Genomic DNA, 26,224 nt, shown 5'->3' with positions numbered 1-26,224 from the left:
CATGAAATTAAAGAGAGAATTTGTGGTTGTTTCACACTGCATCTTGAATCAACATGCGGTGATACCTGGATGGGAACGGGCTCGTGGTGCTTTTCCTTTGGCCATTTCTTTATTAAATCAAGGCGTTGCGTTGCTACAATTGCCTTGTCCTGAATTTTTGACCTTAGGAAAAGAGAGACCACCAATGACATATCAAGAATATGTTGCTATACCAGGCTATCGTCAAAAATGTCAAAGTATGTTGCAACCAGTCATTCAACAAATCAAAGAGTATCAAGCGAATGATTATCGCTATTTGGGAATCATCGGGATCAATGAAAGTCCTAATTGTTCCATCTCAGCACAGCGAGGCGTACTAATGGAAGAGTATTTTGAATTATGTAAGAATCATGGGATTGTTAATCCTTATTTTGAAGTTCCAACTTGGTATACAGAAGAATCACAAGGCGATTTATATCAGAAATTAAAACTATTTTTAGAAGGAAAAGTAAACGATGAATAATAAAATGAAAATATTAACTTTATGTGCAATGGCCGTTGTTTTAAATGTTGTTTTAGGTGAGGCTGTTTCACTAATGAAAATCCCCTTATTATTTTTAGATACGATGGGAACGATTTATATTTCAACCAATTTTGGTATGAGTTATGGGGTAATGACTGGGATTGCCACTAATTTATTAATGGGGATCATCAGTGGGCCGTTGGCTGTTCCTTTTGTATTCGTAAATATTGTTGTAGCAATTATCTGTTCTTTACTAGCGAAGAATGGATTTTCTTACAAAAAAGCGCTAATAGCAGGGGGACTATTAGCCGTTGTTTGTCCAATGATCGGTGCGCCGATCCGTTTAGCTTTATTTGGTGGTTTTACCGGTTCAGGAACGGACATCCTCATTTTTGCTTTCAAGGCTTCCGGTAAAGAAATGATCACTGCAACTTATTGGGCAACTGTTGCAGGAAATATTGTGGATAAGATGCTTTCTTGTTTACTCGTTGCTTGGTTTATGAAACGTTTACCGCAACGTATCCTAGTAAAATAAAAAGAGAACAACTAACAGATATTAAAGCTAGTCCAGTCTTTTATAACTACAAACATTCTAGCATTTGATATTGATTGAACAAACGAAAAATGTTAGAATGTTTTTATTAGGGGAGTGGATGGGTTCTGGTGTTCCCTCTGGTCTTCAAAACCAGTATGAGGAGTTAAGAGCTTCTTGGGTAGGTTCGATTCCTACACATTCCCGCCAATTGAATACATACAAAGCTAAAAACGTTGATACAGAGCTGTTCTGTTGATGTTTTTAGCTTTATTTTTTTGTCGCCACTGCATCTCCACTGCATTTGATTATTTTTCGAGGTAGTTCATTGCTTGATCACTGTTTTCATCAAGTGTAAGAAAGGAACATTCTGCTTCTCGCTTTTTATCAATGCTCATGTGATTAAAATCACATATTAGTCTCGACATGGCTATTTTTCCATGCTATATTTAATTCGAAAAGAAGAAATTAAAATATAGATGTGCGCATCTACTACATAAAAAGACTTAATTATTAAGGATTTTTATCGTCTTTCTATTAATTTCCACATAGTTAAAGTTTTTATATGAATGCGCCGGAAAGGAATGAGAGCTTGATTTCATTTGAACACGTTTCAAAGTCTTTTGGAGGTACCATGATCCTAAATGATCTCAATTTATTTATACCAAAAGGTAAAATCTTTGGTATCATTGGACGAAGTGGTGCAGGAAAAAGTACAATGATTCGTTTAATAAACGGATTAGATCAACCAACAAAAGGTAAGATATCTCTATCACAAGATGTGAAAAGAAGCACAATATTTCAACATTATGCCTTATTGCAGTCAAAAACTGTCGCTGATAACATTCGACTTGCTCTGAGATTTAGCAAAGTCAATAAGCAGGAATACGACAAAAGAATTGAAAACGTTTTACGTTATGTATCAATGATAGAGAAAAAAATACATATCCCTCCCATTTATCTGGTGGGCAGAAACAACGAGTGGGGATTGCTAGAGCGTTAGTAACGGAGCCTTCGCTTTTATTATGCGACGAAATTACTAGCGCTCTTGATCCAACCGCTAAAAAAAGTATTCTAAATTTGTTAAAAAAAGTGAATGAGGAACTAGGAACCACCATCATTTTGGTCACCCATGAAATGGAGGCGATAAAAGAAATTTGTGATGAAGTGGCTGTCATTGATTCAGGAAAAGTTATTGAACAGGCAACAACCAAAAAAATGTTTTTAAGCCCTCAAAGCAATTTAGTTCGTGAATTTTTAGCCGATATGATTTATCCTAAGTATCCAAAAAAAGAATCGATTTCCTTTAATTATGTCCTTTACTTCCTGATGAATGCCACAAATTATGCTCGTTTTCAAGAAAGTAAAATGGAGGGGACGGTCTATGATATCAAAACCATACATATTAGCGGAGAACGTTTTTTTGCGATGTATTTTCTAACGAATAAAATTCCTGATAATGAATTTATTGACCAACTAATTAGTTATGAGAAGGTGACCGTTGATGTTTGAAATACTTTCATCAGAGATCATTCTCAAAGCAACTTATGAATCGATTTATATGGTCAGTATTTCCTTGGTGTTCGCTATCGGCTTAGGAGTTCCTTTAGGCATACTATTAGCAGAGACCAGAAAACAAGGTGTTTTAGCTAATTCTCTTATGTACACGGTGTTACAGACGCTTATCAACATCTTGCGTTCAGTGCCATTTATCATTTTATTGGTGGCTATTTTGCCTTTTACTCGCTTAGTTGTTGGAACTTCCATTGGAACAACTGCTGCTATTGTCCCGTTAACGTTATATATTGTTCCCTTTATGGGCCGTTTAATCGAGCAAGCCATTCTAGAAATCCCTCCTACAATTATCGAATGTGCGAAAACTTTAGGGGCAAACCGATTGGAAATCATTCTTTACTTTATTCTACCTGAAGCTCGACCGGCGATTATATTAGCTATTACTAATTCAATGATTGGACTAATTAATGCCTCTTCTATGGCGGGAACTGTTGGTGGAGGAGGAATCGGGGATTTAGCTATTTCCCAAGGCTATCAACGATTTAATAGTGGGATGATTGTTGTAACGGTAGTTATCTTAATTGTTTTAATAAACAGTATCCAATTTCTGGGAAATTATCTTTATCATAAAATTAAATATTAAGGAGTAAACTTCATGAAAAAAATAGTAACTATAGTCTGTCTGTTCGTATTGGTTCTCATTGGGGGTGGTTGTCATTCAAAAGATCAATCATCACACGCTCAGAAAAAACATGAAATTGTCATGGGGGTAACTGGAGGACCTTATAACGATTTATTTGATGATGCGATTGCACCTATATTAGAATCGGAAGGATATACGATTAAACGAATTGAATTTTCTCAATTTATCCAATCAAATACTGCCTTAGGTGAAGGAAAGATTGATGTAAATGTTGCTCAACACTCCGCTTATATGAATGTTTTCAATAAGGAGAATAGGACTGATTTAGTTCCTTTAGTTGCTACACCCTCTGTTCCGTGTAATTTGTACTCTTCCAAATATACAAGTAAAGAAGAGGTGAAAAAAGGAATGATGATTGGGATTCCCCAAGATCCGAGTAATGCAGCACGAGCCTATGCAGTTCTTGCTAAAGCTGGTTTTATTCAAGTGGATAAACAAGTGAAAAGTACCGACTTGACTGCAAAAGCAATCACAAATAACCCCTATCAGTTAAATATCAAAGAGATGGACACGAACACTTTACCACACGTGTTGGATGACCTTGATTTTGAAGTCATACCTGGAAGCACAGTTGAAGATGCAGGAATTCGACAACAACTTCATTTGATCGAGCTAGAAAAAATGGTGCCTGAATTACAAATCGTAGCTGCTGTGACAAAAGAAAATGAAAAAACGGATTGGGCAAAAGCGATTAAGAAAGCCTACCAATCAGAAAAATTTCGTACATATATCAATAGTCATAATAAAGATAATTACTGGATCATACCTGACATTTCTGAAACTGAGAATAGCAGCCAATAAAGGTATTACATATTAGCAATTGAAAGGAAGCACTGCGTTTTTACTTAAAACACGTTTTGCTTGTTCGTAGAAGCGGAGACAATTTTTTTCTTATTTTGATTTTTTAGACAAGACTGATTACTTTTTTAGTCTTGTCTTTTTTTGCTATTTAATGATTGATTTGTTCAAAAATGACAGAACAACTTTACTTGTGTATACTTAAATTAAAGTGATTTTTATTCAAGAAAGGAAATGAAAATTATGAAAACTAATGTTATTTTTTGTGGTCTATTCTCATTACTATTATTAGCAGGTTGTCAATCGAATCAGTCCACGCCAGAATCAACGCCAGCTCCAGCGACTACGTCAACAAGTACTGGACAACAAGCAACTTCTTCAACCGAAGCATCAAATCAAACAATGAATTCTGGGACGAATGCAACAAAAGAGATCAAAGTATCTGCACAAAAAGCGATTGAGTTGTTTCAAAAAGAATATCCAAATGCAGCGATTACCAGTTTAGAATTAGATAGTAGTTGGGGAAGTTTCTTCTATAAAATCGATGGTGTTGATGACCAAAATGAATACGAAATGAAGATCAATGCAGCAAACGAAGAAATCCAAAAACAAAATCCTGAGCGTTTAGATCAAGATGAACAAAATGGACAGAAGAAACAAGAAGATGCTTTGGACACAAGTAAACTTCTAAGTATTGAAGAAGCAGCAAAGATCGCTGAAAAACAAGTGGGTGGGGGAACAGCCACTGACTGGGATCTTAGTAAAGAACTTGGTACCACCTACTGGGAAGTGAAAGTGAAAAACGGCAATAAGAGTACTCAAGTGAAACTTAATAGTCAAACGGGAGAAGTTTTAGCAACTGAAAATGATGATTAATTGTCTTGATCCTATTTGCTTTTGCTTGACTTGATGATAAACTAGAAAAAATGATTCATCAAAGGAGAGAATGACTTGACCTTAGAAACGACTTTTTTTAATCATACTTTTGCTAACCCTTTTATGAATGCCTCTGGTGTTCATTGCATGACAACGACAGAACTAGTTGAATTGGAACAATCCAATGCTGGTGCTTTTATCACAAAGAGTTGTACACTGAATGAACGTGCTGGAAATCCAGAACCCCGTTATTTCGATGTGCCTCTTGGAAGTATTAATTCCATGGGATTACCTAATCGTGGATTTGATTATTACTTAGATTATGCATTGAACTATGAAAAACAGCAGACACAACCGCTTTTTTTCTCTATTGCAGGCATGAGTGCAGCAGAAAATTTGGAAATGTTGACATTGATTGAAAAGAGTGACTTTCAAGGAATCACTGAATTGAATCTTTCTTGTCCCAATGTTCCTGGCAAACCACAGTTAGCCTATGATTTTGAGGCGACGGAAGATTTATTGCAACAAGTTTTTGCCCGTTTCACCAAACCATTAGGAATCAAATTGCCCCCATATTTTGATTTGGCGCATTTTGACCAAATGGCTGAAATTTTGAATCAATTTCCTTTAACTTATGTAAATTCTATTAATAGTATCGGCAATGGTTTGTATATCGATCCTCAAAAAGAAGCAGTCGTAATCAAACCTAAAGAGGGTTTCGGTGGACTTGGTGGAGAATATGTGAAACCAACCGCTTTAGCGAACGTCCGTGCTTTTTATACTCGCTTGAAACCAGAGATCAAAATTATTGGTACTGGAGGCATTCGGAATGGACAGGATGCTTTTGAACATTTATTATGTGGAGCAACTATGCTACAAATCGGTACCGAACTTCACAAAGAAGGACCAAAAATTTTTGATCGCATCACGAAAGAACTCGAACAGATCATGACAGAAAAAGGGTATCGAACCATCGATGAATTTAGAGGAAAACTAAAAACGATCTAATCGTTAACGTTTCTCTAAGTGATGAAATAAAAGACAACAATAAAAAATAAGCCAAAGAATCCAAACATAGTTTCTCTTATTTTGGAAATCTTTGGCTTATTTTTATGCGATCCGGTGGTTTTAGAATAATAACTGGTGATTAGCTTTTAGTCTATTCGTTGGTTTGCCATGAATAGTACCTTAGCTATTAGGATTCAATAGGTGTATATAATTACTGATAATAGCACCACCGTTTGTAACATGAAGCGTAATCATTCTTTTTGTTTGTTGAATAGAAATATGAGAAAATGGCACAAAGGTATGACAAATAAAAGGAGGGATTTACTTGAAAGATGGCATGGAGATCGTGAAGGGTCTAAAAAATAAGCAGTTCAGTTACAAGGAATTAGTCAAAGAGGTTAGCCAAAAAGTAGCAAAATTAAATCCAGAATTAAACGCGTTCGTTACTTTTGAAACAGATCAACCAATTAAAGATGAGGCATCAATTCTAAAGGATGAACAGCCTTTAAGCGGCTTACCGTTCCCGTTGAAAATGTTAGGACAGGAAAAGCAAGGCTGGTTAGCTACATCAGGCTCAAAGCTTTTTCAAACTCATCGCTCATCTAGAAATTCAAATTTTGTTTCGCAAGTTGAAAAAATTGGTCTTATCCCACTTGGCCAAACAAATGCACCAGAGTTTGGTTTTAAGAATATCACCGACCCACAACTTTATGGTCCAGCTAAAAATCCTTGGAATCTTGCGCATTCGCCAGGTGGTTCAAGTGGTGGGGCAGCAGCCGTTGTTGCTTCTGGTATTTTACCGATCGCTGGTGCTAGTGACGGTGGAGGATCAATTCGCATACCTGCTTCCTTTTGTGGTCTGATTGGCTTAAAACCTTCACGAGGAACGATGCCAGTTGGTCCTCATGCTTGGCGAGGTTGGCAAGGAGCAGCGATTGATTTTGGTTTGACCATTTCTATGAGAGACACCAAAGCTTTATTTGCAGGACTGCGAAGTATCCATTCAGGAGCGCCTTATCAAGTTTCGCCAGCGGAATGGCAAGCGCATCCACCAAAAAAACGGTTGAAAATCGCTGTTTGCACAGAATCACCGATCCACACAAAAATCAGCGATGAAGCACGACAAGCAGTGACCAATGCGGTGACATTTTTAGCACAAGAAGGCCATGAAATCATTGAAATCAATTACCCTCTTGATGGAAGAGCCTTGATTCAGTCTTATTATCAAATGAATGGAGCAGAAACAGCTAGTATGATTCACTCGATTGAATCTGGGTTAGGACGGTCGGTTGCTCAAAATGAACTTGAACCGATTTCTTGGGTACTACTAGAATACGGCAAGAAGGTTTCTGCAGCGAACTATATCCAGTCACTTCATGTTTGGGATCATGCAGCAATCACAATGGAAGAACTATTTCAAACTGTTGATCTTTTTCTTTCGCCGACAACAGCATTTACTGCTCCAGAAATTTCCACTGATCTTCAAAGCGATGAAATTCGGGCAAAAATGGCTGGAATCAACGAATGCAACGAACAAGAAAGTTTAGCAGTTATTTCTGAAATGTTTGAGGAAAGTTTAAAGATCACGCCTTACACCCAACTGGCAAATTTGACGGGACAACCAGCAATCAGTTTACCCACACATATCAGTGAGGAAGGTCTGCCTTTGGGTATCCAATTCATGTCTGCCAGAGGACGAGAAGACTTGCTCTTTCAAATTGGCGAAATCTTTGAAAATCATCAAAAATTCTATTTACCGCCAAGTTATCAATAATAGTCAGTTGAAGAAAAGCAGTTGGGACTAAGAAAACTTTAGACTCAACTGTTTTTTATCTGGCTGTCAACTACCTCGTGACGATGTTTTGTCCCATTCATTTCGCAGGATTAAAGTGAACAAAAACTAATTCTAAATATTTTTAAGGAAACGATTCAAATAATAATTAACGATAGATTTTTTGTTGGATCTAAGGTAGAATGGGTAGGCGAAAATATGTTCGGAGGTGGAGGGATTGAAAACTCCTTTAACGATCGAGATGGAAACTTCTCTTTATCAATACTGTATCGAACAAGGGGGCATTGTCGTAGAAGAGGTGACCATGCCTGACGACCATGGTATCGTGGATACGTTAAGTTGTCTCACAAAGTTTGATGGTACAAGAGAGTGGCGTTGCTATGAGTTGAAAGTATCAAAAGCGGACTTTCGTTCCACTGCAAAATTATCGTTTGTCGGGAATTACAATTATTTTGTATTACCTCAAACACTTTTTGATGAAGTCAAAGCTGAAATCCCCACTGGTATCGGTGTTTTAGTTTATCGACCTTACGGGATAGCAGAAGAGATGCCAGCTTCTGGCACATTCATTATTGCTAAAAAAGCAATGAAGCAACCGTTAGCAGTGGCAGAAGAGGCGCTGCTCAACCGTTTTATGGCTTCATTATTTAGAGAAGTAAGAAAAGCCAAACAAATGGAACGAGGCGTCAAATATTTTCCAACTGATCAGTTGTATAAAGAATTAAAAAAACGTTCAGATTCTCAAGATCCATTTGCCAAAGAGCGTTATTATGAACGATTTATTGAGGAAACAGAAAATCAAGCGATCCAAGATTTACAAGCAGAAATCAACGCTTTACAGCAAGATTATGAGAATCTGCGACAAAAGCAGCAAGTTAGACGCTTGCCAACAGAGCCATTGGAGTGAATAAGTATGTACTATCCTTATTTGAGAGGGAAACAATTTGATCTTTTAGCATTAAAAGAAATGATTCAACAGAATCTATTATCTAAAAAGGTGGTTCCCATCATCGAACCAGTTCGTGATTCAGCTACCTTTAAAAACGTTGTCGAGTTATTCCAAAAAGTAAATCACCCGCTGATCATCATCGATAATCCCCAAGTGGGTCAGTTCAAACTTTTTGATGAACATTTACATTTATGGGAAGAAAAAGAAAATAGTTCCATTCAACATGCAATGATCATCACGTCCGATAATTACCAACAGATCATGGAGCAACCACCTAAATTGATCATTTTTGATGGACAACATCAGCCTCGTGATCCAAAAATATGGAAAGAATTTTCAAAAATGGATACTCATTTTTTGTTACCAGACCATAGTCGGTTCCATATTTGGTTACCAGAAAACAAAATCATCATAAAAGAAGCCTTTAAACCAAGAAAACACGTAGAAGATTATAGCGAAAAAATAGATGATTTTTTTAGCGACGACTATTTGTTTTTTAAAGAAGAGGGGAATCATGGCTTTTCAGATTTTACGATTGAAGGAAGTCGCTATTTTGATAAAGGCTTTCCTAGTCGGGCATTGGCACTTCATCTGACCTATGTTGATGCATATGGTAATCTCAGAGTAAAACATTTTATTTCTGATACGAACGATTCAGCTAAGGATCAAGCACTAAAGTTTTTTGAAGCTGTTGAAAAAATGCAACAGTGGGTATTGAGGAACCAAGATCAACTGTTGATTACAACGGGTATATTAGCCCTGCTTTCTTTGAAACAACAAAAAAAATTTCCTGGTTTAGGTGTATTGAAAAAATGGACATTGGTCCATCATTTAGAACTGCTCAGTTTATTATTAGATCAGCCGACTAATTGGTTACGCATGTATTCTAAAATAGAGGAACTACATTCGCTGATTTGTGGTATTGGACATACAGAACGACAAAAATTGGTTTGATTCCCCTCACTAGTTTATGTTTTGAAGCTAGTGAGAGATTTTTTTGCTAATCAATCCTGTTTATCAAAATAAGATCATTCTTTGAGCATTTTTATTTGTCGCTTAAATTGGTTTTTGGTGGCTTCTAACCCTTCATTATTTGCTAAAACAATGAGGTTTGGTCGTTTTTTTAACTCATCTAATTTCTTCGTGTCTTGCTCAAAAAGAGCGAGCCTTTTTTTGATTTGATCCGGAGCATCTCCACGTTGTTCTAAACGCTGCTTCAATTTGTTTTTAGCGATAGTCACAAATACTGGTTGGATCTGTTCCCCAAATGCATGGAAGAGTGCCCAAAAACCAGCAGCTGTTAAAATCGTATAACAATCACCATTTTTCAACTTTTGAGCAATCTCCCTCTTAGTTGAACCATATTTATGTCCCGCATATTCATCCCATTCCACAAATGCCTGTTCAGTGATCAACTGTTCAAATTTGTCTTCAGAGAGAAAATAGTAATCTTTTTGATCGGTTTCACCTTTTCGAGGAGGACGAGTCGTCGAAGTGACAATTTTTTCTTTTGGTTCAAAAAGAGCATTAGCAATGGAGGTTTTTCCTGAATCAGAAGGACCAATAAATACATAACATTTGTTCATCATGAATCTCCTTTAACCCTTTATTTCTTTTATTAAACGATACACGAGAAAGTTTCTTTTAGCAATTGTTCTTTTCGCATAGATATTCCAGGTGGACGACAATAAATTTTGTCTTATAAAAAACACTCTCTTGAGTCTTTAGAAAATCGTCTAAAGAGCAAAGAGAGTGTTTTAAATATACAGTTCAATTAAATTTAATCATTTAGACTAATAAACCAGTGACGATTGCACTTAAAAAGCTGACTAATGTGGCAGTCAACAAGATTTTTAATCCATGTTTCGCAACTAAGTTTCCTTTTTCTTCATTTAGACCTTTCATAGCACCCGAAATGATTCCAATGGAAGAGAAGTTAGCAAAAGATACTAAAAAGACAGATAAAATAGCTGTTGTACGTTCAGTAAAATGCAAGTTCCCAGTGGCTAGTTCTGTCATCGCAACAAATTCATTTGTCACAAGTTTCGTCGCCATGATACTACCCGCATCCACAGCTTCTTTCCAAGGAATCCCGCTGATAAATGCTAGTGGAGCAAAGATGTAACCAAGAATTTCTTGGAAAGAGATCCCAAAGATTCCACTAAAAATGGCATTGATCATAGCAATAAGAGCAACGAATCCAATCAACATAGCAGCAACTGTAATCGCTACATGAAAGCCGTCAAGAATATATTCTCCAAGCATTTGGAAGAAAGTTTGTTCTTTGTTTTCTTCAATGATCAACTCATCTTCTTTTTCTTCTAATTCATAGGGGTTAACGACGGAGGCCAAGATATACCCACCGAATAAGTTCAATACCAGCGCAGTAATTACATACTTAGAATCGATCAACGCCATATAAGAACCTACGATCGACATCGAAACAGTCGACATGGCAGAAACGCTCATGGTAAATAAACGTTTTTCAGATAAGAAAGGCAATTCTTTTTTTATTGAAATAAAAACTTCAGATTGACCTAGTATTGCTGAAGCAACACCGTTGTAAGATTCTAATTTCCCCATACCGTTGATTTTACTTAAACCCAATCCAACTGCCTTCATGAATAATGGCAAGATCTTGATATAACGCAAAATCCCGATGATTGCAGAAATAAAAACAATCGGCATCAAAACATTTAAGAAAAACGGCGCACTGCCTTTATTGGCTACCCCAGCAAAAACGAAATTGACTCCTTCACCTGCAAACGCCAGTAAATGATCGAATACTTTCGCTAACATGGAAACGACTGCTGTACCAAAAGTCGTTCGTAACAAAATAAAACCAAAAATAAATTGCAACACGATCATCAATAGTAAAGGTTTTACTTTGATGGCTTTCTTGTTGGTACTAATCAAAAAAGCAAGGCTAAAAATAAAAAGTAATCCAATAATTCCTAAAATCTGACTCAAACTATCACTCCTAATCAAAATTCCGTTTAATTTTACACGTTTTATCGTTAAAATACTAATTTTTTGCTAAGATTATCATCGCTTTTTTAGACTGAAACGCATACATTTCAATTGAAACGGATACAACAAAATAAAACTCTTAAAAGATTATCAGTTGCACTTTTTCAGGTGCAATTTAAATAAAATCTTTTAAGAGTTTATTCAGCTATTTGTTTATTAAGAAACAATGCTTATTGATAAAATAAATTTTCCGATGGATAGAAGGGAGCACTTGTGATATCAATACCTAATTGTTTCAACGTTTGTTCATCATTTTTATTGACGATGACTGTCGAGTGAGCTTGAGCACCATCTAATTCAGCAAGTTTGTCATAAGCTACTTGAGCGATAGGGTTGGTTACCGCACTGATCGAAAGAGCAATCAGTACTTCATTTAGGCTCAATGTATCAACGGAAGAATGCAGTGCGGAAGACTTCATCCCTTGAATACGTTCTAGAACAAGTGGCGACAACAATGGAATATTATCTGAGATATGTGCCAAATGTTTGATCGCATTTAAAATGACGGCAGCAGAAGCATTCATTAAAGAACTGGTGCGTCCTGTAATGATCACTTCATCGGGTAATTGGATCGCGATCACCGCAGAAGGATCGTTGCTGTCATTTTGAACAGTTTTTGCATACTCATGAGCAGGCAATACCACTTGACGGTCTTCAGGTTGAAGACCTACTTCTTCCATGATCAATTTAATTCGATTTACTGCTTCCTCATCGATCAATCCTTTTTTAAAATCACACTCTGTTTGGAAATAGCGGCGGATGATTTCTTGTCGAGAAGCTTCTTGCACAACTTCATCATCAACGATTCCGAATCCCACACGATTCACACCCATATCGGTAGGGGATTGATAGATTGATTCTTTACCAGTGATTTTTTCAATGATCCGTTTGATTACTGGAAAGGTTTCAACATCTCGATTATAGTTTACAGCAACCTTGCCATAGGCATCATAATGGAAGGAATCGATCATATTAACATCTTTTAAATCCACAGTGGCAGCTTCATAGGCAATGTTTAGTGGATGTTTCAATGGGACATTCCAAACAGGGAAGGTCTCAAATTTTGAATAACCTGCTGATTGTCCTTTTTGGCTTTCATGATAAAGCTGATTCAAACATGTTGCTAGTTTGCCACTACCAGGTCCAGGAGCAGTAACAACAACGATTGGCTTACTGGTCTCAATATATTCATTTTTGCCAAAGCCGTTTTCAGAAACGATTTTTTCAACATTAATTGGATAATCTTCAATTTCTGAATGTTTGTAGACTTTGATATTACGTCTTTCTAATTTATTGACGAAGACATTCGTAGCTGGCTGACCATTGTAACGAGTAATGACGACACTATTGATAGATAATCCGTAGCCACGCATTTCGTCGATCAAGCGTAAAATATCCATGTCATAAGTGATACCATAATCCCCACGAATTTTATTACGTTCAATGTCTCCAGCGTAGACGCAAATCAAGATTTCTGCTTGGTCTTTTAATTTTTGTAACAATTTGATTTTTGCATCTTCTTCAAAGCCAGGCAAAACACGTTTGGCATGCTTATCATCGACCAATTTGCCTCCAAATTCTAAATATAATTTGTCATAGTGATTCACTCGTTCAAGGATATATGCTGATTGTTCTTCGATATATTTCTCTGAATCAAAACCGATTTTTTTCACGAGATTCCCTCCTTAAGTACTAAAGCATTTTTTCATTTTTTTTGATTTTCGTCAACTAGTAACTAACACCGGATTAAAACAACAGATAAAATCTCAAATCTGGCTTGTTTCATCTTAAATTCATTGGTATGATAGTTTTGATAAGGAAGGTGTCACATGAAAAAAAGACAGAAAAAGAAAAACGCATATAAACAATATATCCGTTCGATTTTTACCGGTTATGAAAAAATGCTCGAAAATACTGATTTAGAAGAGATGAAGTTTACTTATTTGAATGAAGAAACACTATTATCTCGTGATGAAAATCAGCGCATTCACTTCACAACCAGAGATCTGCCTCAAAAATAAAAAAATTACTGAGTGAAAAAGAGTGGGGGGATCTGCAGTAACCCCCAAAAGTTAGAATCTAACTTTTGGAGGTCGCTTCAATCCTCTTTCCACTCTTTTGTTTTACTCTCGATACGTAAGATTATTCAATAGTGAAAGTACAATAATCAGACCTTATCAAAACGGTGGATAATCAATGAATATTGATTAAAAGATACATAGAGGAGGAAGCCCTTTGTAACATTTTTTTCTATAAAATGGTACTATTAAATTATCAATTCAATAGTAAGTAAACTCAACCTATTGTGCTTCTGTCCAAGAAAGTGGATAACTGTGAGGAGGTAATCAAAATGAAAGAAACACCACAAGAAAATAACGAAGAAATCATCATTCAGCAAGAAGATGACACTACTTTTTTTGATATCAAAGAAAAAGCTAGTACGAATCTATCTCAACTGTTAGAGGATTTACAAGCATTTGAAAGAGCTGTTCGTGAAGAAAACATTCCAGAAATCTATCAACTGTATAATGGTCATTTAAATGAGGAATTGAAAAAAAGTTCGAATGAAAACCATGAAATCGATCAGCTATTAATGCGGAAAATCCATGATCGCTTTATTCAAGAATTTCCATTTATGGAGCTAGTCGAAAAGATTTCTCCTACGATGAGTTATTACAAGATCGGTACGTATTATCACGAAAGGCCAACAATTGGCATCGATGCTAGTCTACCGGAAATTTTCGTTTTGCCCCAAATTGACGAAGAGTGGGGCACCTATGCAAACCAAGAACCGGATGACTACAGTCAACAAATTAACGAACTTGATGCTAAAGTCATCACTGCAAAAGCCGAGATCGATCGTCTGGATGAAGAATTAAAAGAAGTGGATCGCCAAATCTCTGATCTGGATGACACTAAAGGATTCTTAAATCGGAAAAAAATTGATGAAGAAATCCAAGAACTAAAAAAACAAAAACAAGCATTATCGAATGAAAAATTAGGCTGGATGCCTTATCTTGAAGCACCTGAAAAAATCCAAAATCAAAAAGCTGCTTTACTTAACGAAGCAAAAGCGAATCAATTACGTGCAGCGATCGTTGAAAAAGAACAACGACAAATCAATCGCTACTTCGGTGGGATAGAAGGGTTCAGTCAAACCATCCATCATTTCCTAATGAATTACTTAGGAAATGTTGACCCACATAAAAACCCAGAAGTATCGATGCAAGAGGGAGGGGTAGAGGAATGAATGAGCATGAAGAGTTAGAAAAAAATGAAGAGCTGGAAGCACAATCGTTAGCAGAAACGACTGTGACGGAAGAAGCAATAGAAACAGATCCTGAAAACTCCAGCAAACACTCTGCTTCTGAAGATGATTTGCTTGATGAAAATGAACAGGTCACTTCTGAACAATTAGAGGCAATTGAATCCAGTCATCCACATGAAGCGAGGGAAAATCAAGTCTATTTAGAAACAAAAGAAAAAGACCATCAAGACATTGTTCTTTTGATTGAAACAGCAGAGGCAGAATTAGCGGATTTACGCTTACGGAAATATCTACTCGAATCGGACTTTTCACAATTATTAGATGCTTTTGAACGCTATATCTTAAAAGCAGAACCTATTTCCCCGATTGGTAAGACAAGTTTGATCGAATACTTTACTTATGAGTTGCTAAAACCTTTAAATGATATTGGTTTGAAATTCTCTAATACCACTTATGATACTTGGGAAACACGACATTTTTCGATCAACTATCGTTTGAATGAGTCCAATCAATTAGTATTTTCTTTTGTTCTTCCGACGATTGATCAACGATACCAAGTGGAATCACTCAACTTATTGGAAGTTTCACCAGAAACGATGGAAATCACGGTTCAGGATGACCGTGTGTTATCTTTGATTCGTTATTGGTCTGTTGAACGGGTATTCTCTGCTGGTCAACTGACTATTTTCAATCATAAGTTCAACCAAATATTAGCTCATGCACGTCACTTAGGTTTCTTAGTCAAGCAAACCTTACTAGATAACACCCAACCGTTACATCTGAATCTTCAAAGTCAATTTGAATTGACTGACCAGGTACTAGATGACATCTTTATCGTAGCGATGAAAAATCCTCAATATGATTTTGAAAAAATTGGAGAAGAAAAATACCAAGTTCTATTAGATAAAGGACAATCCATGATCATTTCCAAAAATCAGAAAAACCAAACAATGCTTGAAGTTTCTTCTGGGGAGTACCATCGATCAGTGATTGATTTCTTTATCAATTACGAATTTTTGGTTCCTTTGATGGTTCGAAAGGCTTAGACAGGATATAAACGTGTGGCAATCCTTAGAGAGATTGCCGCATGTTTTTTGTTCCGTCTGCAGGCAATAGATCACACGGTTCTTCCGAGAGATAGTTAACTGAGAAACTGTTGAGAAGAAAAGAAAGAAGGAAATAAGATGGAAAATTTTAAAAAGAGCGGGATGTTCTCTGTGATTGCCGCATTAGGTGCGAATATTTTAGTTGCAATCAGTAAATTTGTCGGTTATGCCATTAGTGGAAGTGCGGCAATGCTGAATGAAAGTATTCATAGTATCGTCGATTGCAGCAATCAAATCCTTTTGCTTTTTGGGGATAAACGAGCGAATAGAGGGCAAAGCGAATTACACCAATTTGGCGAAGGAAGAGCAAAATATTTTTTTAGCACAATTGTGGCAACCATGCTCTTTTTTGGTGGGGGAGCTTTGGGAGTCATGGAAGCTTTTGAAAAATTGACCCATCCAGCGCATGAAGTTGATAACTCATTGATCGTTATCATTATTTTAATTTTTGGATTAGCCATTGAAGGAACGTCATTACGTATCGCTATGAAAGAAATCCATGAGTTGAATACCGAAAAGTTATCATTGATGAAATTTTTGAGAGAAAGTCGTCACAGTGAAATTTTGATCATCTTTACTGAAGATTTTTGTGCTGTGATCGGACTCATTCTTGCTTTAGTAGGAACAGTCTTGACGATGGTAACAGGAATTGCGGCGTTTGATGCGATTAGCGGCCTATTGATCGGATTATTGTTGATGGGAGCTGCCATTTTCTTAGCAAAAGAATTTTATAGTTTGATTGTTGGTGAAAGTGTGACAACGAGTGACTTGATTAAAATCAAGCAAGCCTTTGAGCGTCCGGAAGTCTCTCGTTTGATCGATGTAAAGACCGTTCATCTGAGCCCAACTGAGGTATTGGTAGCTGCTAAAATCGATATCTTTGATCACCCAGAGAATGAATCGTATGCAATCATCAATAACATTGAAGAAACGATTCGTCAGTCTTTAAATGATAAAAAAGTTTATATTTATATTGAAACTGATAAATATGACCCTAATTATCGAAGATGACCATGCTGATTCTTCAGCAAAAAATGCTTTTATGTTGCATAAAAATAACTTGTTTATGATTTAAAATTTCAAGATTCAAGCTTAAAATGAGAAAAATATAATATTGTTTTTAGATAAAACGGCTACAATTTCGTTTTTTTATGTTACAATGAGTCCGCTGTTTATTTGTTGTAATTGAAGGAGACATTTTGATGAATAAAAAGAAAAGTGCGCCATGGCTTCAGGCTTTGCACGCAGTAATGCCACTTTGCTTAAGTTATATACCAGTTGGGTTAGCTTGTGGGGTCTTATTGCAAAAAGTGGGTTTTGATCCAATCTTAACCGGTCTGTTGTCCATATTAGTATTTTCGGGTGGAGCGCAATTTTTAGTTGCTTCGATGCTAACAACTCAAGCATCTTTTGCAACGACACTTTTGATGGTATTTTTCTTGGAATTACGTTACACATTGTTAGGGTCGAGTCTTTCAGGTTTTATGAAGAAAGAAAAGAGACTATTCTTGGCGGTATTTTCACAATCGTTAAATGATGAAAATTATGCGGTTAATTATCTTAAATATTCAACTGATCCTACATGGAATAAGCGTAAAGCTTTATATGTAAATTGGTTTTCGATGGCTTCTTGGACAGGTAGTAACATGATTGGAAACATGTTTGGTTCTGTTATCCATGTAGATGCTGATCTCGTTCACTTTGCACTGACTGCGATGTTTATCTTCATGTTTGTCATGCAAATGAAAAATAAGCTGCTCATTTTTACAGGATTGTTTTCTGGTGTATTAGGCGTTACTTTCATGGTCATGTTCCAAAATACATTAGGTTTAATTGCTGCGACGGTGATTGCCTCTTTTGCAGGGTTTGCTTTAGAGAAAGCTTTCAAAAAAGAGAAGGCAAAAAAATTAAAACGATTAAAAAATCGTGGCAAACATGTCAATGAACCACTATTCAACTTCCCAGAACAGGAGAGTCAACATCATGACTAAGACGTATCTTATTCTTTTAGTACTTAGTTTATTCGTGGTGGCTTATGTGCCACGACTATTCCCGATGCTCTATTTTACCCATCGGAAAGTCCCTTCATGGTTTAGTGAATGGATGAAATATGTGCCTGTTGCGCTATTCGCAGCTTTAGCATTCAAGGATGTCTTTATTACCCATGAACATTTAGCCATTGCTTGGAATATCAAAATCTTAGCTATGGTTCTCGTAGTTGGCGTGGCGTATAAAACTCATTCTATGGCATTATCAGTAGTAACTGGACTTGCTTCGGTATTTTTGCTGTCGATGTTTTAAACAGTTCCAAAATTTTGCCTTCTCTTAGTTTTAGAGAATGGCTTTTTTTTTGCCTTTTTTATTAAAATTTTAAGGATGATTTGTCCTTCTTTGAATTTTTGCTATAATGGGAAAGGTATTGATTTAAATATAGATAGTTGAGGAAAATTTAATGAATAAAAAATTGATGCAAGGAACATTTTGGTTAACCTTTGCTAATTTGCTTTGTAAGGTATTAGGTGTTGTTTACTTGATCCCATGGCTAAGTATGATGGGGAACAATCAAGAAGGAATGTTAGCGACCACTTTATACAATGTAGGTTATTTACCTTATGGCTTGTTCCTGATGCTGGGAACAGTTGGGTTTCCTAATGCGATTGCTAAAAAAGTCGCTGTAGCAACGAAAGAAAATGATGAACAGGGCTGTCGAACGATTTTTCGCAGTACCATCAATATCATGTTTGTCATTGGGATCATTTCTGCTGTGCTGATGTATCTTTTTGCCCCGATGCTTGCAGGAATCAGCCCAATTGCAAATGTAAATAATGGGATCTTAGCAATTCGTAGTTTGTGTCCGTCATTGATCGCCATTCCAGTTCTTAGTGCAATGAGAGGTTATTTTCAAGGGAAAAACAATCTGAGACCTTATGGGACTTCACTAATCATTGAACAAGCGGTTCGTGTCCTGGTCATTTTAGCAGGAACGTTTTACTTACGCGTCTTGACCGATGGAACGATTTTAGAAGCTGTTCTGATCAGTACAGTGGCATCCTTCTTTGGTGGGTTAGCAGCAATTATCCATATGTATTTCGTTGGAATAAAAAATGATTATTTCAAATTAAAAGATTTCTTGATCTCTAGTCGTTATTTCAAGCATGAAAATCGGGCAGAGTCGGTATCGATCATTCGTGAAACTTTACCTTTCATCTTTGTGGGATCTGTTATTACCATCGTGCAAATGATTGACCAAGTGACGATGAAGCCGTTGTTGCATTTTTTCAGACCTGAAATCACGAATCAACAATTGGAATTTTTATTTAGTCGAGCGTCAGTTAATCCCAACAAGTTGACATTGATCTTGATTTCTATGGTTGGTACAGTCGCAATCAGCAGTTTGCCGATTTTAAGTACTTTGAGAAAAAAAGATCGTTTGCAAATTGAAAAGACAGTAGGAGATAGTTTTTCAATTGCTGTCTTGATTTTACTTCCTTCTCTTGCGGGGATGTCATTATTGGCGGGTCCATTGTATACCTTATTTTTTGGATATGATCCTGATAGTGTCGGCTATTTCCAATTTGCCTTACTCGCTTCATTATTCTTTTCATTGTTCACGATTCTTTCGACGATGTTACAATCACTTAGCCATCATATGATTGCGATTCGGCTGACCGTTGAAGCGATTATTTTGAAAATTGTCTTTCAAGTGATTGGATTAGCACTATTTGGCGGTTATGGTATGAGTTTTTCAAACACAATGGCTTTTGCGATCGTGTTTATCAGAGGTTATTTCTATATGTGTAAAGAGTATCGAATCGCACCTCTAGCTAAAATCAGATTTTTCTTTCTTAAAACATTCCGCTCAACCTTGTTGATGCTGGTTCTTTGTTCGATTGTATTTATCCTATTGAACCTCCAATTGACGATGACGTCGAAAGCCCATGCTGTTGTTTATTGTGTTGGCCTTGGTGGAATAGGTGGGCTGACATTTCTCTTTGCTCAATTTGGCAGAAATGGGCTCCAATTACTTAAAAACTTCCATCATCGGCATCACTCAACCAAAAATTAGGAACAACATCCAGTTCATGATAATTTTTTAAAGCTACAGAAAGTGAGAGGGACGTGATTGTTTCTCTCACTTTTTGAGTGAGAGGTTCAAATGTCATCTTTCTTATGATATAGTTAAATAGACTGGTAAAATTCTTTGAAATGAGGAAATTAAATAAATGAAACTTGCAGTAGTTACTGACAGTACGGCTTATTTGCCTGAACGAATCCAAAATCATCCTGATTTGTTCGTTATTCCGATCCCTGTCATTTTGGATGGGAAAATCTACAATGAAGGAATAGACATAGAAGCTGACGAATACTATGGGCTTCTAAATAAAAGCAAAGACTTCCCGACCACTTCACAACCTGCAGTTGGAGAAGTACTGGCGCTTTACGAAGAACTGAAAAGAAAAGGATACGATACCATCTTAAGTATCCATTTATCCTCTGGGATCTCCGGCTTTGTCAACACATTACATGCTATGAAAAACGACATTGACGGTGTAAAAATCGTTCCTTATGATTCTAAGATCACGAGTATGCCAATGGGTCACATGGTAGAAGCTGCTCTAGATTTAAATCAAAAAGGTCAATCTCTTGAAGAAATTATCGCACATATCGATCGTATCCGAGATAATACGTATGCTTATCTCATCGTGGATGACTTGAACAACTTAGTACGCGGTGGACGCTTGACTAATGGGGCTGCATTGATAGGTGGATTGCTTAAAATCAAACCGATTTTGACTTTTTCAGAAGGAAAAATCGTTTTATTTGAAAAAATCCGTTCAAGTAAAAAAGCTTTCGCTCGTGCCGAAAAAGTCATCGGCATGCGAAATGAGGAAATTGCACCACCTGTTAAACTTTATGTGATTCATGCAAATAATTTGGAAGTTGCCATACAAGAAAAAGAAAAATTACAAAAGCAATACCCGCATGCTGACATTGAGATTGGTCATTTTGGTCCAGTGATTGGTAGTCACTTAGGAGAAAAAGCAATCGGGCTTGCCATCTCTGCGCAATAATTTAGATTATTCAATTCAATGCAAGCATCGTCTCTCATTCATTGGGATACGATGCTTTTTTTGCATTTTTTCTATATAAGGCGTATAATCCTTAAAAGTTTAGTAAATGAGTAAATCACTAGGTTAGTAATTTACTAAAAGAGAAAGGATGGATTTAGATGGAAATCCCAACAAATTTAAAACACAAACCTGTTATTGTCGTTGAAGACTATGATCAAGTTGATGGTAGAAATGCTTTGCATACGGATGCTAAAGGACTATCTTTAGGGTTAGCACAATGGAATGATCGTGGAAAAGTTGATATTTCAGGCAAGGTATGGCGCCATACGGGTGAAAAATGGTCACACCAATCGGAAGAACTACCAATCACTCGGATCTTAGATCTAGCAATTTTAGCTGCGCAAGGGAGTTTGTATTTTCAAGATGCGTATCGCTATGAAAAATTTTATGATCCTGAAAATCCAGTTGTCGATATTATCGGACTTCAAGGGAATCGAATGACGGTTGAAGTGGATACCAAAAATCCTAAGATCGATGAAGATATTATGCTCTATTATGACACGTTACAAAAAGATGGCGAATTGATCGGAGAACGTTTCCGAATTTTGAAACGTCTTTTAGATGATTTAGGGTATTAAGGAAAAAAGGAGTGAGGTACATTGGAAGATTTCTCACTGACAAAAGACCGTCAATTTTCAAGTGTTGAAAAACAAATGATTTGGCAAAAGCCAACGAGTCATCGAACCAGTCAAGAAGAACAAAGAATCGCAGCTGAAATCTTTGAAAACTGGAATGATCCTGAAATGAAGATCAGTAACATCTTGCTTGAAGGGGATGCTGGGTCAGGAAAAACGCAACTGGCTAAAGCTCTTTCGGCTGATTTACAACTTCCTTATACGAAAATAACTTGTTTTGCGGATATGGATAAATCAGATGTCTTTGGTGCGCTATTGCCTATTGTTGAGTCTGACGTAGATGAAGATCAAGAATTGATTGATGCAATCAACCAAACAGAGACATTAGAGGCGGTATTACGGTTAATCAAACATCATTATAATCTTAGTACAGAAATGGCTAAATCCAAACTGGCTGATTTCATCAAGCGGATGGAACAAAATGAAAATAGTAACGTTCGCTATAAATATTATCCCTCTGAAATTGTTCGTGCGATCGAAAAAGGGTATTTGTTAGAAATCCAAGAGCCAACGGTGATCCGTGATGCTTCCGTATTAGTTGCTTTAAATTCCGCTCTTGAGCCAAATGGATTATTGAATTTACCCACGGGTGTCGTCGTCCGTCATCCAGATTGCGTCATCATCATCACAACCAATCGGAACTACCAAGGTAATCGTCCGTTGAATGAATCTTTGAGAGATCGGATGCAACATGCTGAGAAGATGGATTTACCTTCACTTGAAGTAATGGCTGAGCGAGCCTTAGGTAAGACAAAGATTCAACAACCTGAACTGCTCTTGAAATTAGCGGAGATCATTCGTTTATTAGATGATACTGCCAAAGCGAATGCCATCAAGGGAGTGGCTGGTATGCGTTCTTACTTTTATTGGGCAAATACTTGGAAACAAGGGCAAGATCTTTTCCAATCGATTTATCCTAAAGTTCTCTATAAATTGACCACTGTTCCAGAAGAATTGGAGATATTAACCCAAGCATTAGAACAAAGTGGGCTTCTTGAAGAACTTCGTGAATTATTACGGCAAATAAAGTGGGGACGTCTTTCAGAAGAAGCTTCAAGAAATCGAGGCAGAATCCTTAACGATGAAGAAGCTGATGAACGTAATATTGATCAACTAGCAGAAGAAACGTTGTCTTTAATGGAAAATGAGTCGCCTGAGATCGAAGAAGAAACTCCACCAGTGGAGAATGCTGAGATTGAAGAGGAAAAAAAGGCAGAGTCTTTTTCATTTGAACAAGAACGAAGTCAAGAAGTTTCAGGTCAGGGGCAACAGGAGCAACAAGCAGAAGATAATTCAGAAAAAATGTCTGCCTCTGATATGGAGGCTTATGACAAAGAAATCAAACGTGAGTTAACGAAAGAAGCACGACAAATAATGAAGGGGACGATGCACGAAAAAGAAGGACTGATCGTTCATCGACCAAAATTTGAACTCAAAGCACAAGAAGCAGAACAAATCAGACAACAAGTTTTACCGATCGTTGAAACATTAAGCCGTCAAATTTTAGATTTGTTGGAAAATGATGAATCAACGACTTATCAAAAAGGAAAATATGAAGGACAACGGTTCAATGCGAGTCGTGTGGCCTATAATGACCTAGGTTATTTTGATAAGAAAAATCCCCCCCACGAACAACCTTCATTGGCAGTGGCTTTAAGGATTGATGAATCTGGTTCAATGATTCGAGATGAACGAATCGAAGCAGCAAAAAAAGCAGCGATCGCCATCGCAGAATTTGCTAAACGTGTAAATATTCCTTTAATGATTTATGGAGATACAGCAGATGTCTCAACGAGAGAAAAGACCTCAATTTTTTCTTATAAAGAATTTAGTGATGATTTCCAATGGTTAGATGAGAAGTTAGTGACGATGAAACCACGACAAAATAATCGTGATGGTGCCAGTTTGAGACTAATCGCTAACAAACTAAGCCAAGAATCTGCCACGACTAAATTGCTGGTCTCGATTAGTGATGGCCAGCCTAAAGCTTTGCCAGACTATACTGGGAAGAAGGCAAGGGAAGATATCCAAAGCGTTCTGTCTGAATATGACCGTCAAGGAGTCATCTTTGTGGCTGCTGCGATTGGACAGGATCAAAAAGAAATCAAAGAGATATATGGGGAAAATCGTTTCATTGATATGACAGACATCAACGAGTTACCACAGCAATTGATCCAATTGATTGCTCGCTATTTGTAAATAGCTGAAAATAGCTGGAGTCACGTATAAGTCCATTCATCGACTAAGAGAGATTGTGACAGAAGTTCCTAGCTCTGAGAACAAGCCGAAGAATTCGAAAATAGTTCCTATTTTTGGATTTTCCGGCTTGTTTTTTTGTTAGAGCGACTGCTGGAACAAAGGGAAGAGGTTATGAACGCATTGTAGCGAATGGTTAAACACCATTTAGTTTATCTATCAGACTCTTTTTGATCGTTAATCGACTGTTAGATCCTCACATTCTGCAAACCAGATAACGAAACAAAAAAGGAAACTGTTAAAGAGAAAACGATGTTATCGGTAACATCAACAAAAAATAGTGGCATTGTTTTATAATAGAGAAAAAGAGAAGGGAAGAAAACAATGACTCAAACAAAAGCTTGGTGGAAAGAAGCGGTCGGATACCAGATTTATCCTGCCAGTTTTATGGATAGTAATGGAGACGGCATTGGGGATCTCAATGGTATTCGTGAAAAGCTTTCTTATTTAAAACAATTAGGGATTGATTTTATTTGGATCAATCCAGTTTATTCTTCACCTTTTATTGATAACGGTTACGATATTAGTGACTACCAAAATATTTTAGAAAAATTTGGAACAATGGCCGAATTTGATCAATTACTGGTAGAAGCACATCTACAAGGAATCAAAATCATTATGGATCTAGTCATCAATCATACATCTGATCAACACGAGTGGTTTATTGAATCAAAGAAGTCACTGGATAATCCTTACCGAGATTACTATATCTGGGTAGATGGAACACCTGAAAACGCTCCGAATGACTGGCAATCGATTTTTGGTGGCTCAGCTTGGGCATATGATGAACAGACGAAACAATATTATCTGCATGTCTTTGCTAAAGAGCAGCCTGATTTGAATTGGGAAAGCGAGAAATTAAAAAATGAACTTTTTTCTATGATTCGCTGGTGGTTAGATAAAGGGATCGATGGGTTTCGTTTAGATGCGATTTCCCATGTGAAAAAAGATGAATATTCTGTTAAAGCAACTGAAAACCCCTTTTCTCCTTTTCAAAATGTTTCCGGGATCGATGAACACTTAAATGAATTAAAAGATGTTTTTGATGACTATGATATTATGACTGTTGGCGAAGCTAGTGGGGTGTCAGCTGAAGAAGGTCCTGAATGGGTCGGCGCTGATGGGTATTTTGACATGATCTTTGAATTTGACCATATCTCGATTTGGAAGCACGAAAAAGAAGGGAAACTTGATGTTATCAATTTAAAAAGAGCGTTAAGTGCCTGGCAAACCGCTTTAGACGGTAAGGGTTGGAATGCACTTTATATGGAAAATCATGATACACCTCGTTCAGTTTCTGTTTTTGGTGATCCTGAACATTATTGGCAAAAATCAGCAAAAGCAGTCGCAATGATGTACTTTTTCCTGCAAGGCACGCCATTTATTTATCAAGGACAAGAAATCGGTATGACGAATATGCCGTTTACTGCCATCGAACAAATCGATGCCGTCGATTCAAGACGTCTTTATAACCAATTGCTAGAAGAAGGAAAATCTCCTGAGGAAGCTATAGATATCGTTGCTGATACAACAAGAGACAATAGCCGAACACCTATGCAGTGGGGATCAGAAAAATATGCCGGATTCTCAACAAACGAACCTTGGCTGATGGTAAATCCCAACTATCATACACTTAACGTAGAAGAACAAGAAAACGATCCTTCGTCGATCTTATCTTTCTACAAACAAATGATCCGCATCCGTCGTGAAAATCAAGGATTGATCTATGGTTCATTCAAAGAATATCTCGCTGAACACGACCAACTCTATGTTTATGAACGATCATTTACCGATAAAAACTATCTGATTATGGTCAATCTTACGAGTGAAGTAGCGGAATATTCATTACCGAATGAAGTTGATGTTCCTTGGGAATTACTTCTCACGAATCAAGAAGAACGTGTATTTGAACGAGTGGGTAAGCTTGATCCTTATGAAGCGAAATTATTTGTAAACAGTAAAAAAAGAAACTAAAAAAAGTTTGTCTTGAGCTTTCTAATGAAGTCCAAGGCAAACTTTTTTGACATACTGTATGAAGTTGGGTGACTGTACCTTTATAGAAATTAGATAATAAGTGAATATTTTATAATAAAGAATAACATTTACATAAATATTAGGTAGG

General features: G+C 36.8%; 23 protein-coding genes, 1 tRNA gene and 1 pseudogene. 22 read left to right on the top strand and 3 right to left on the bottom strand.

All coding sequences use genetic code 11. The features are described 5' to 3' along the window. Position 1: 1 nt before the first annotated feature. The 11 genes and pseudogenes from IGK21_RS06780 to IGK21_RS06730 all read left to right on the top strand — a co-directional run bounded on the left by IGK21_RS06780 (position 2) and on the right by IGK21_RS06730 (position 9,629). On the top strand, positions 2-502 hold the full coding sequence (locus IGK21_RS06780) for a CD3072 family TudS-related putative desulfidase (RefSeq protein ID WP_034697986.1): 501 nt from the start codon (positions 2-4) through the stop codon (positions 500-502). Further along, a complete protein-coding gene (locus IGK21_RS06775) occupies positions 495-1,037 on the top strand; it encodes a CD3073 family putative ECF transporter S component (protein ID WP_010737592.1) in 543 nt (180 codons plus the stop codon). Before IGK21_RS06780 ends, IGK21_RS06775 begins: the two co-directional genes overlap by 8 nt. 110 nt (positions 1,038-1,147) lie before the next feature. Then, positions 1,148-1,244 (top strand) — tRNA-Sec (locus IGK21_RS06770). A gap of 355 nt (positions 1,245-1,599) precedes the next feature. Continuing rightward, a pseudogene (locus tag IGK21_RS06765) lies at positions 1,600-2,546 on the top strand (methionine ABC transporter ATP-binding protein). After that, positions 2,539-3,192, top strand: coding sequence for a methionine ABC transporter permease (locus tag IGK21_RS06760; RefSeq protein WP_010719143.1), 654 nt, complete (start codon positions 2,539-2,541; stop codon positions 3,190-3,192). Before IGK21_RS06765 ends, IGK21_RS06760 begins: the two are co-directional and overlap by 8 nt. A gap of 12 nt (positions 3,193-3,204) precedes the next feature. Next, a complete protein-coding gene (locus IGK21_RS06755; RefSeq protein WP_181914993.1) occupies positions 3,205-4,053 on the top strand; it encodes a MetQ/NlpA family ABC transporter substrate-binding protein in 849 nt (282 codons plus the stop codon). Between the two features lie 240 nt (positions 4,054-4,293). Next, complete coding sequence (locus IGK21_RS06750; protein ID WP_181914992.1) at positions 4,294-4,926, top strand: PepSY domain-containing protein; 633 nt, start codon at positions 4,294-4,296, stop codon at positions 4,924-4,926. A 75-nt stretch (positions 4,927-5,001) separates the two neighbouring features. Continuing rightward, positions 5,002-5,934: a dihydroorotate oxidase gene (locus IGK21_RS06745; protein ID WP_034697978.1), complete on the top strand. Its 933-nt coding sequence runs from the start codon at positions 5,002-5,004 to the stop codon at positions 5,932-5,934. 325 nt (positions 5,935-6,259) lie between these two features. Beyond that, positions 6,260-7,708 (top strand): amidase, encoded by a 1,449-nt coding sequence (locus IGK21_RS06740; RefSeq protein WP_438719114.1) that lies wholly within the window; start codon positions 6,260-6,262, stop codon positions 7,706-7,708. Positions 7,709-7,943: 235 nt separating this feature from the next. Then, positions 7,944-8,633 carry a hypothetical protein gene (locus IGK21_RS06735; RefSeq protein ID WP_010737586.1) on the top strand — a complete coding sequence of 230 codons (690 nt, stop codon included), beginning with the start codon at positions 7,944-7,946 and terminating at the stop codon, positions 8,631-8,633. A gap of 6 nt (positions 8,634-8,639) precedes the next feature. Beyond that, a complete protein-coding gene (locus IGK21_RS06730) occupies positions 8,640-9,629 on the top strand; it encodes a sce7725 family protein (protein ID WP_181914990.1) in 990 nt (329 codons plus the stop codon). A 74-nt stretch (positions 9,630-9,703) separates the two neighbouring features. Here IGK21_RS06730 and IGK21_RS06725 read toward each other — a convergent pair whose 3' ends face one another. The 3 genes from IGK21_RS06725 to IGK21_RS06715 form a co-directional block, all read right to left on the bottom strand. Then, positions 9,704-10,261, bottom strand: a complete 558-nt coding sequence (locus tag IGK21_RS06725) for a guanylate kinase (RefSeq protein WP_438719112.1) — start codon at positions 10,259-10,261, stop codon at positions 9,704-9,706. A gap of 202 nt (positions 10,262-10,463) precedes the next feature. Next, positions 10,464-11,645, bottom strand: coding sequence for a NupC/NupG family nucleoside CNT transporter (locus IGK21_RS06720; RefSeq protein WP_034697966.1), 1,182 nt, complete (start codon positions 11,643-11,645; stop codon positions 10,464-10,466). 230 nt (positions 11,646-11,875) lie between these two features. Beyond that, positions 11,876-13,378: a DUF1846 domain-containing protein gene (locus IGK21_RS06715; RefSeq protein WP_094940296.1), complete on the bottom strand. Its 1,503-nt coding sequence runs from the start codon at positions 13,376-13,378 to the stop codon at positions 11,876-11,878. A gap of 156 nt (positions 13,379-13,534) precedes the next feature. Between IGK21_RS06715 and IGK21_RS06710 the strand changes: the two genes are divergently transcribed. The 11 genes from IGK21_RS06710 to IGK21_RS06660 all read left to right on the top strand — a co-directional run bounded on the left by IGK21_RS06710 (position 13,535) and on the right by IGK21_RS06660 (position 26,076). Then, positions 13,535-13,726 (top strand): hypothetical protein, encoded by a 192-nt coding sequence (locus IGK21_RS06710; RefSeq protein WP_010719153.1) that lies wholly within the window; start codon positions 13,535-13,537, stop codon positions 13,724-13,726. Between the two features lie 329 nt (positions 13,727-14,055). Continuing rightward, a complete protein-coding gene (locus tag IGK21_RS06705) occupies positions 14,056-14,955 on the top strand; it encodes a viral A-type inclusion protein (RefSeq protein ID WP_181914989.1) in 900 nt (299 codons plus the stop codon). Continuing rightward, on the top strand, positions 14,952-16,019 hold the full coding sequence (locus tag IGK21_RS06700; RefSeq protein ID WP_181914988.1) for a hypothetical protein: 1,068 nt from the start codon (positions 14,952-14,954) through the stop codon (positions 16,017-16,019). The genes IGK21_RS06705 and IGK21_RS06700 overlap by 4 nt, the downstream gene beginning before the upstream one ends. Before the next feature lie 138 nt (positions 16,020-16,157). Continuing rightward, positions 16,158-17,090, top strand: a complete 933-nt coding sequence (locus IGK21_RS06695; RefSeq protein ID WP_010719156.1) for a cation diffusion facilitator family transporter — start codon at positions 16,158-16,160, stop codon at positions 17,088-17,090. 191 nt (positions 17,091-17,281) lie between these two features. Beyond that, positions 17,282-18,070, top strand: coding sequence for an AzlC family ABC transporter permease (locus IGK21_RS06690; RefSeq protein WP_010719157.1), 789 nt, complete (start codon positions 17,282-17,284; stop codon positions 18,068-18,070). After that, the gene (locus tag IGK21_RS06685; RefSeq protein ID WP_010737579.1) at positions 18,063-18,380 is read left to right on the top strand and encodes an AzlD domain-containing protein; all 318 of its coding nucleotides are present in this window, start codon (positions 18,063-18,065) and stop codon (positions 18,378-18,380) included. Before IGK21_RS06690 ends, IGK21_RS06685 begins: the two co-directional genes overlap by 8 nt. 151 nt (positions 18,381-18,531) lie before the next feature. Beyond that, positions 18,532-20,145 carry a polysaccharide biosynthesis protein gene (locus tag IGK21_RS06680; RefSeq protein WP_161652405.1) on the top strand — a complete coding sequence of 538 codons (1,614 nt, stop codon included), beginning with the start codon at positions 18,532-18,534 and terminating at the stop codon, positions 20,143-20,145. Between the two features lie 157 nt (positions 20,146-20,302). Further along, complete coding sequence (locus IGK21_RS06675; RefSeq protein WP_010719160.1) at positions 20,303-21,151, top strand: DegV family protein; 849 nt, start codon at positions 20,303-20,305, stop codon at positions 21,149-21,151. A gap of 158 nt (positions 21,152-21,309) precedes the next feature. After that, positions 21,310-21,789, top strand: coding sequence for a DUF6530 family protein (locus IGK21_RS06670; protein WP_181914987.1), 480 nt, complete (start codon positions 21,310-21,312; stop codon positions 21,787-21,789). Between the two features lie 21 nt (positions 21,790-21,810). Continuing rightward, positions 21,811-24,045 (top strand): AAA family ATPase, encoded by a 2,235-nt coding sequence (locus IGK21_RS06665; RefSeq protein ID WP_181914986.1) that lies wholly within the window; start codon positions 21,811-21,813, stop codon positions 24,043-24,045. Between the two features lie 381 nt (positions 24,046-24,426). Beyond that, positions 24,427-26,076 (top strand): glycoside hydrolase family 13 protein, encoded by a 1,650-nt coding sequence (locus IGK21_RS06660; protein ID WP_181914985.1) that lies wholly within the window; start codon positions 24,427-24,429, stop codon positions 26,074-26,076. The last annotated feature ends 148 nt before the right edge of the window (positions 26,077-26,224 follow it).

Origin of the sequence: Enterococcus sp. DIV1421a (assembly GCF_051711025.1) — a bacterium.
GTDB classification, from domain to species: domain Bacteria; phylum Bacillota; class Bacilli; order Lactobacillales; family Enterococcaceae; genus Enterococcus_B; species Enterococcus_B hirae.
This window is presented reverse-complemented; position numbering and strand designations above follow the sequence as displayed.

What these genes read in the sequence shown, in the direction of transcription:
- IGK21_RS06780 (WP_034697986.1), top strand. Translation starts at nt 2, where the DNA reads ATGAAATTAAAGAGAGAATTTGTGGTTGTTTCACACTGCATCTTGAAT.
- IGK21_RS06775 (WP_010737592.1), top strand. Translation starts at nt 495, where the DNA reads ATGAATAATAAAATGAAAATATTAACTTTATGTGCAATGGCCGTTGTT.
- IGK21_RS06760 (WP_010719143.1), top strand. Translation starts at nt 2,539, where the DNA reads ATGTTTGAAATACTTTCATCAGAGATCATTCTCAAAGCAACTTATGAA.
- IGK21_RS06755 (WP_181914993.1), top strand. Translation starts at nt 3,205, where the DNA reads ATGAAAAAAATAGTAACTATAGTCTGTCTGTTCGTATTGGTTCTCATT.
- IGK21_RS06750 (WP_181914992.1), top strand. Translation starts at nt 4,294, where the DNA reads ATGAAAACTAATGTTATTTTTTGTGGTCTATTCTCATTACTATTATTA.
- IGK21_RS06730 (WP_181914990.1), top strand. Translation starts at nt 8,640, where the DNA reads ATGTACTATCCTTATTTGAGAGGGAAACAATTTGATCTTTTAGCATTA.
- IGK21_RS06725 (WP_438719112.1), bottom strand. Translation starts at nt 10,261, where the DNA reads ATGAACAAATGTTATGTATTTATTGGTCCTTCTGATTCAGGAAAAACC.
- IGK21_RS06710 (WP_010719153.1), top strand. Translation starts at nt 13,535, where the DNA reads ATGAAAAAAAGACAGAAAAAGAAAAACGCATATAAACAATATATCCGT.
- IGK21_RS06705 (WP_181914989.1), top strand. Translation starts at nt 14,056, where the DNA reads ATGAAAGAAACACCACAAGAAAATAACGAAGAAATCATCATTCAGCAA.
- IGK21_RS06700 (WP_181914988.1), top strand. Translation starts at nt 14,952, where the DNA reads ATGAATGAGCATGAAGAGTTAGAAAAAAATGAAGAGCTGGAAGCACAA.
- IGK21_RS06695 (WP_010719156.1), top strand. Translation starts at nt 16,158, where the DNA reads ATGGAAAATTTTAAAAAGAGCGGGATGTTCTCTGTGATTGCCGCATTA.
- IGK21_RS06690 (WP_010719157.1), top strand. Translation starts at nt 17,282, where the DNA reads ATGAATAAAAAGAAAAGTGCGCCATGGCTTCAGGCTTTGCACGCAGTA.
- IGK21_RS06685 (WP_010737579.1), top strand. Translation starts at nt 18,063, where the DNA reads ATGACTAAGACGTATCTTATTCTTTTAGTACTTAGTTTATTCGTGGTG.
- IGK21_RS06680 (WP_161652405.1), top strand. Translation starts at nt 18,532, where the DNA reads ATGAATAAAAAATTGATGCAAGGAACATTTTGGTTAACCTTTGCTAAT.
- IGK21_RS06675 (WP_010719160.1), top strand. Translation starts at nt 20,303, where the DNA reads ATGAAACTTGCAGTAGTTACTGACAGTACGGCTTATTTGCCTGAACGA.
- IGK21_RS06670 (WP_181914987.1), top strand. Translation starts at nt 21,310, where the DNA reads ATGGAAATCCCAACAAATTTAAAACACAAACCTGTTATTGTCGTTGAA.
- IGK21_RS06660 (WP_181914985.1), top strand. Translation starts at nt 24,427, where the DNA reads ATGACTCAAACAAAAGCTTGGTGGAAAGAAGCGGTCGGATACCAGATT.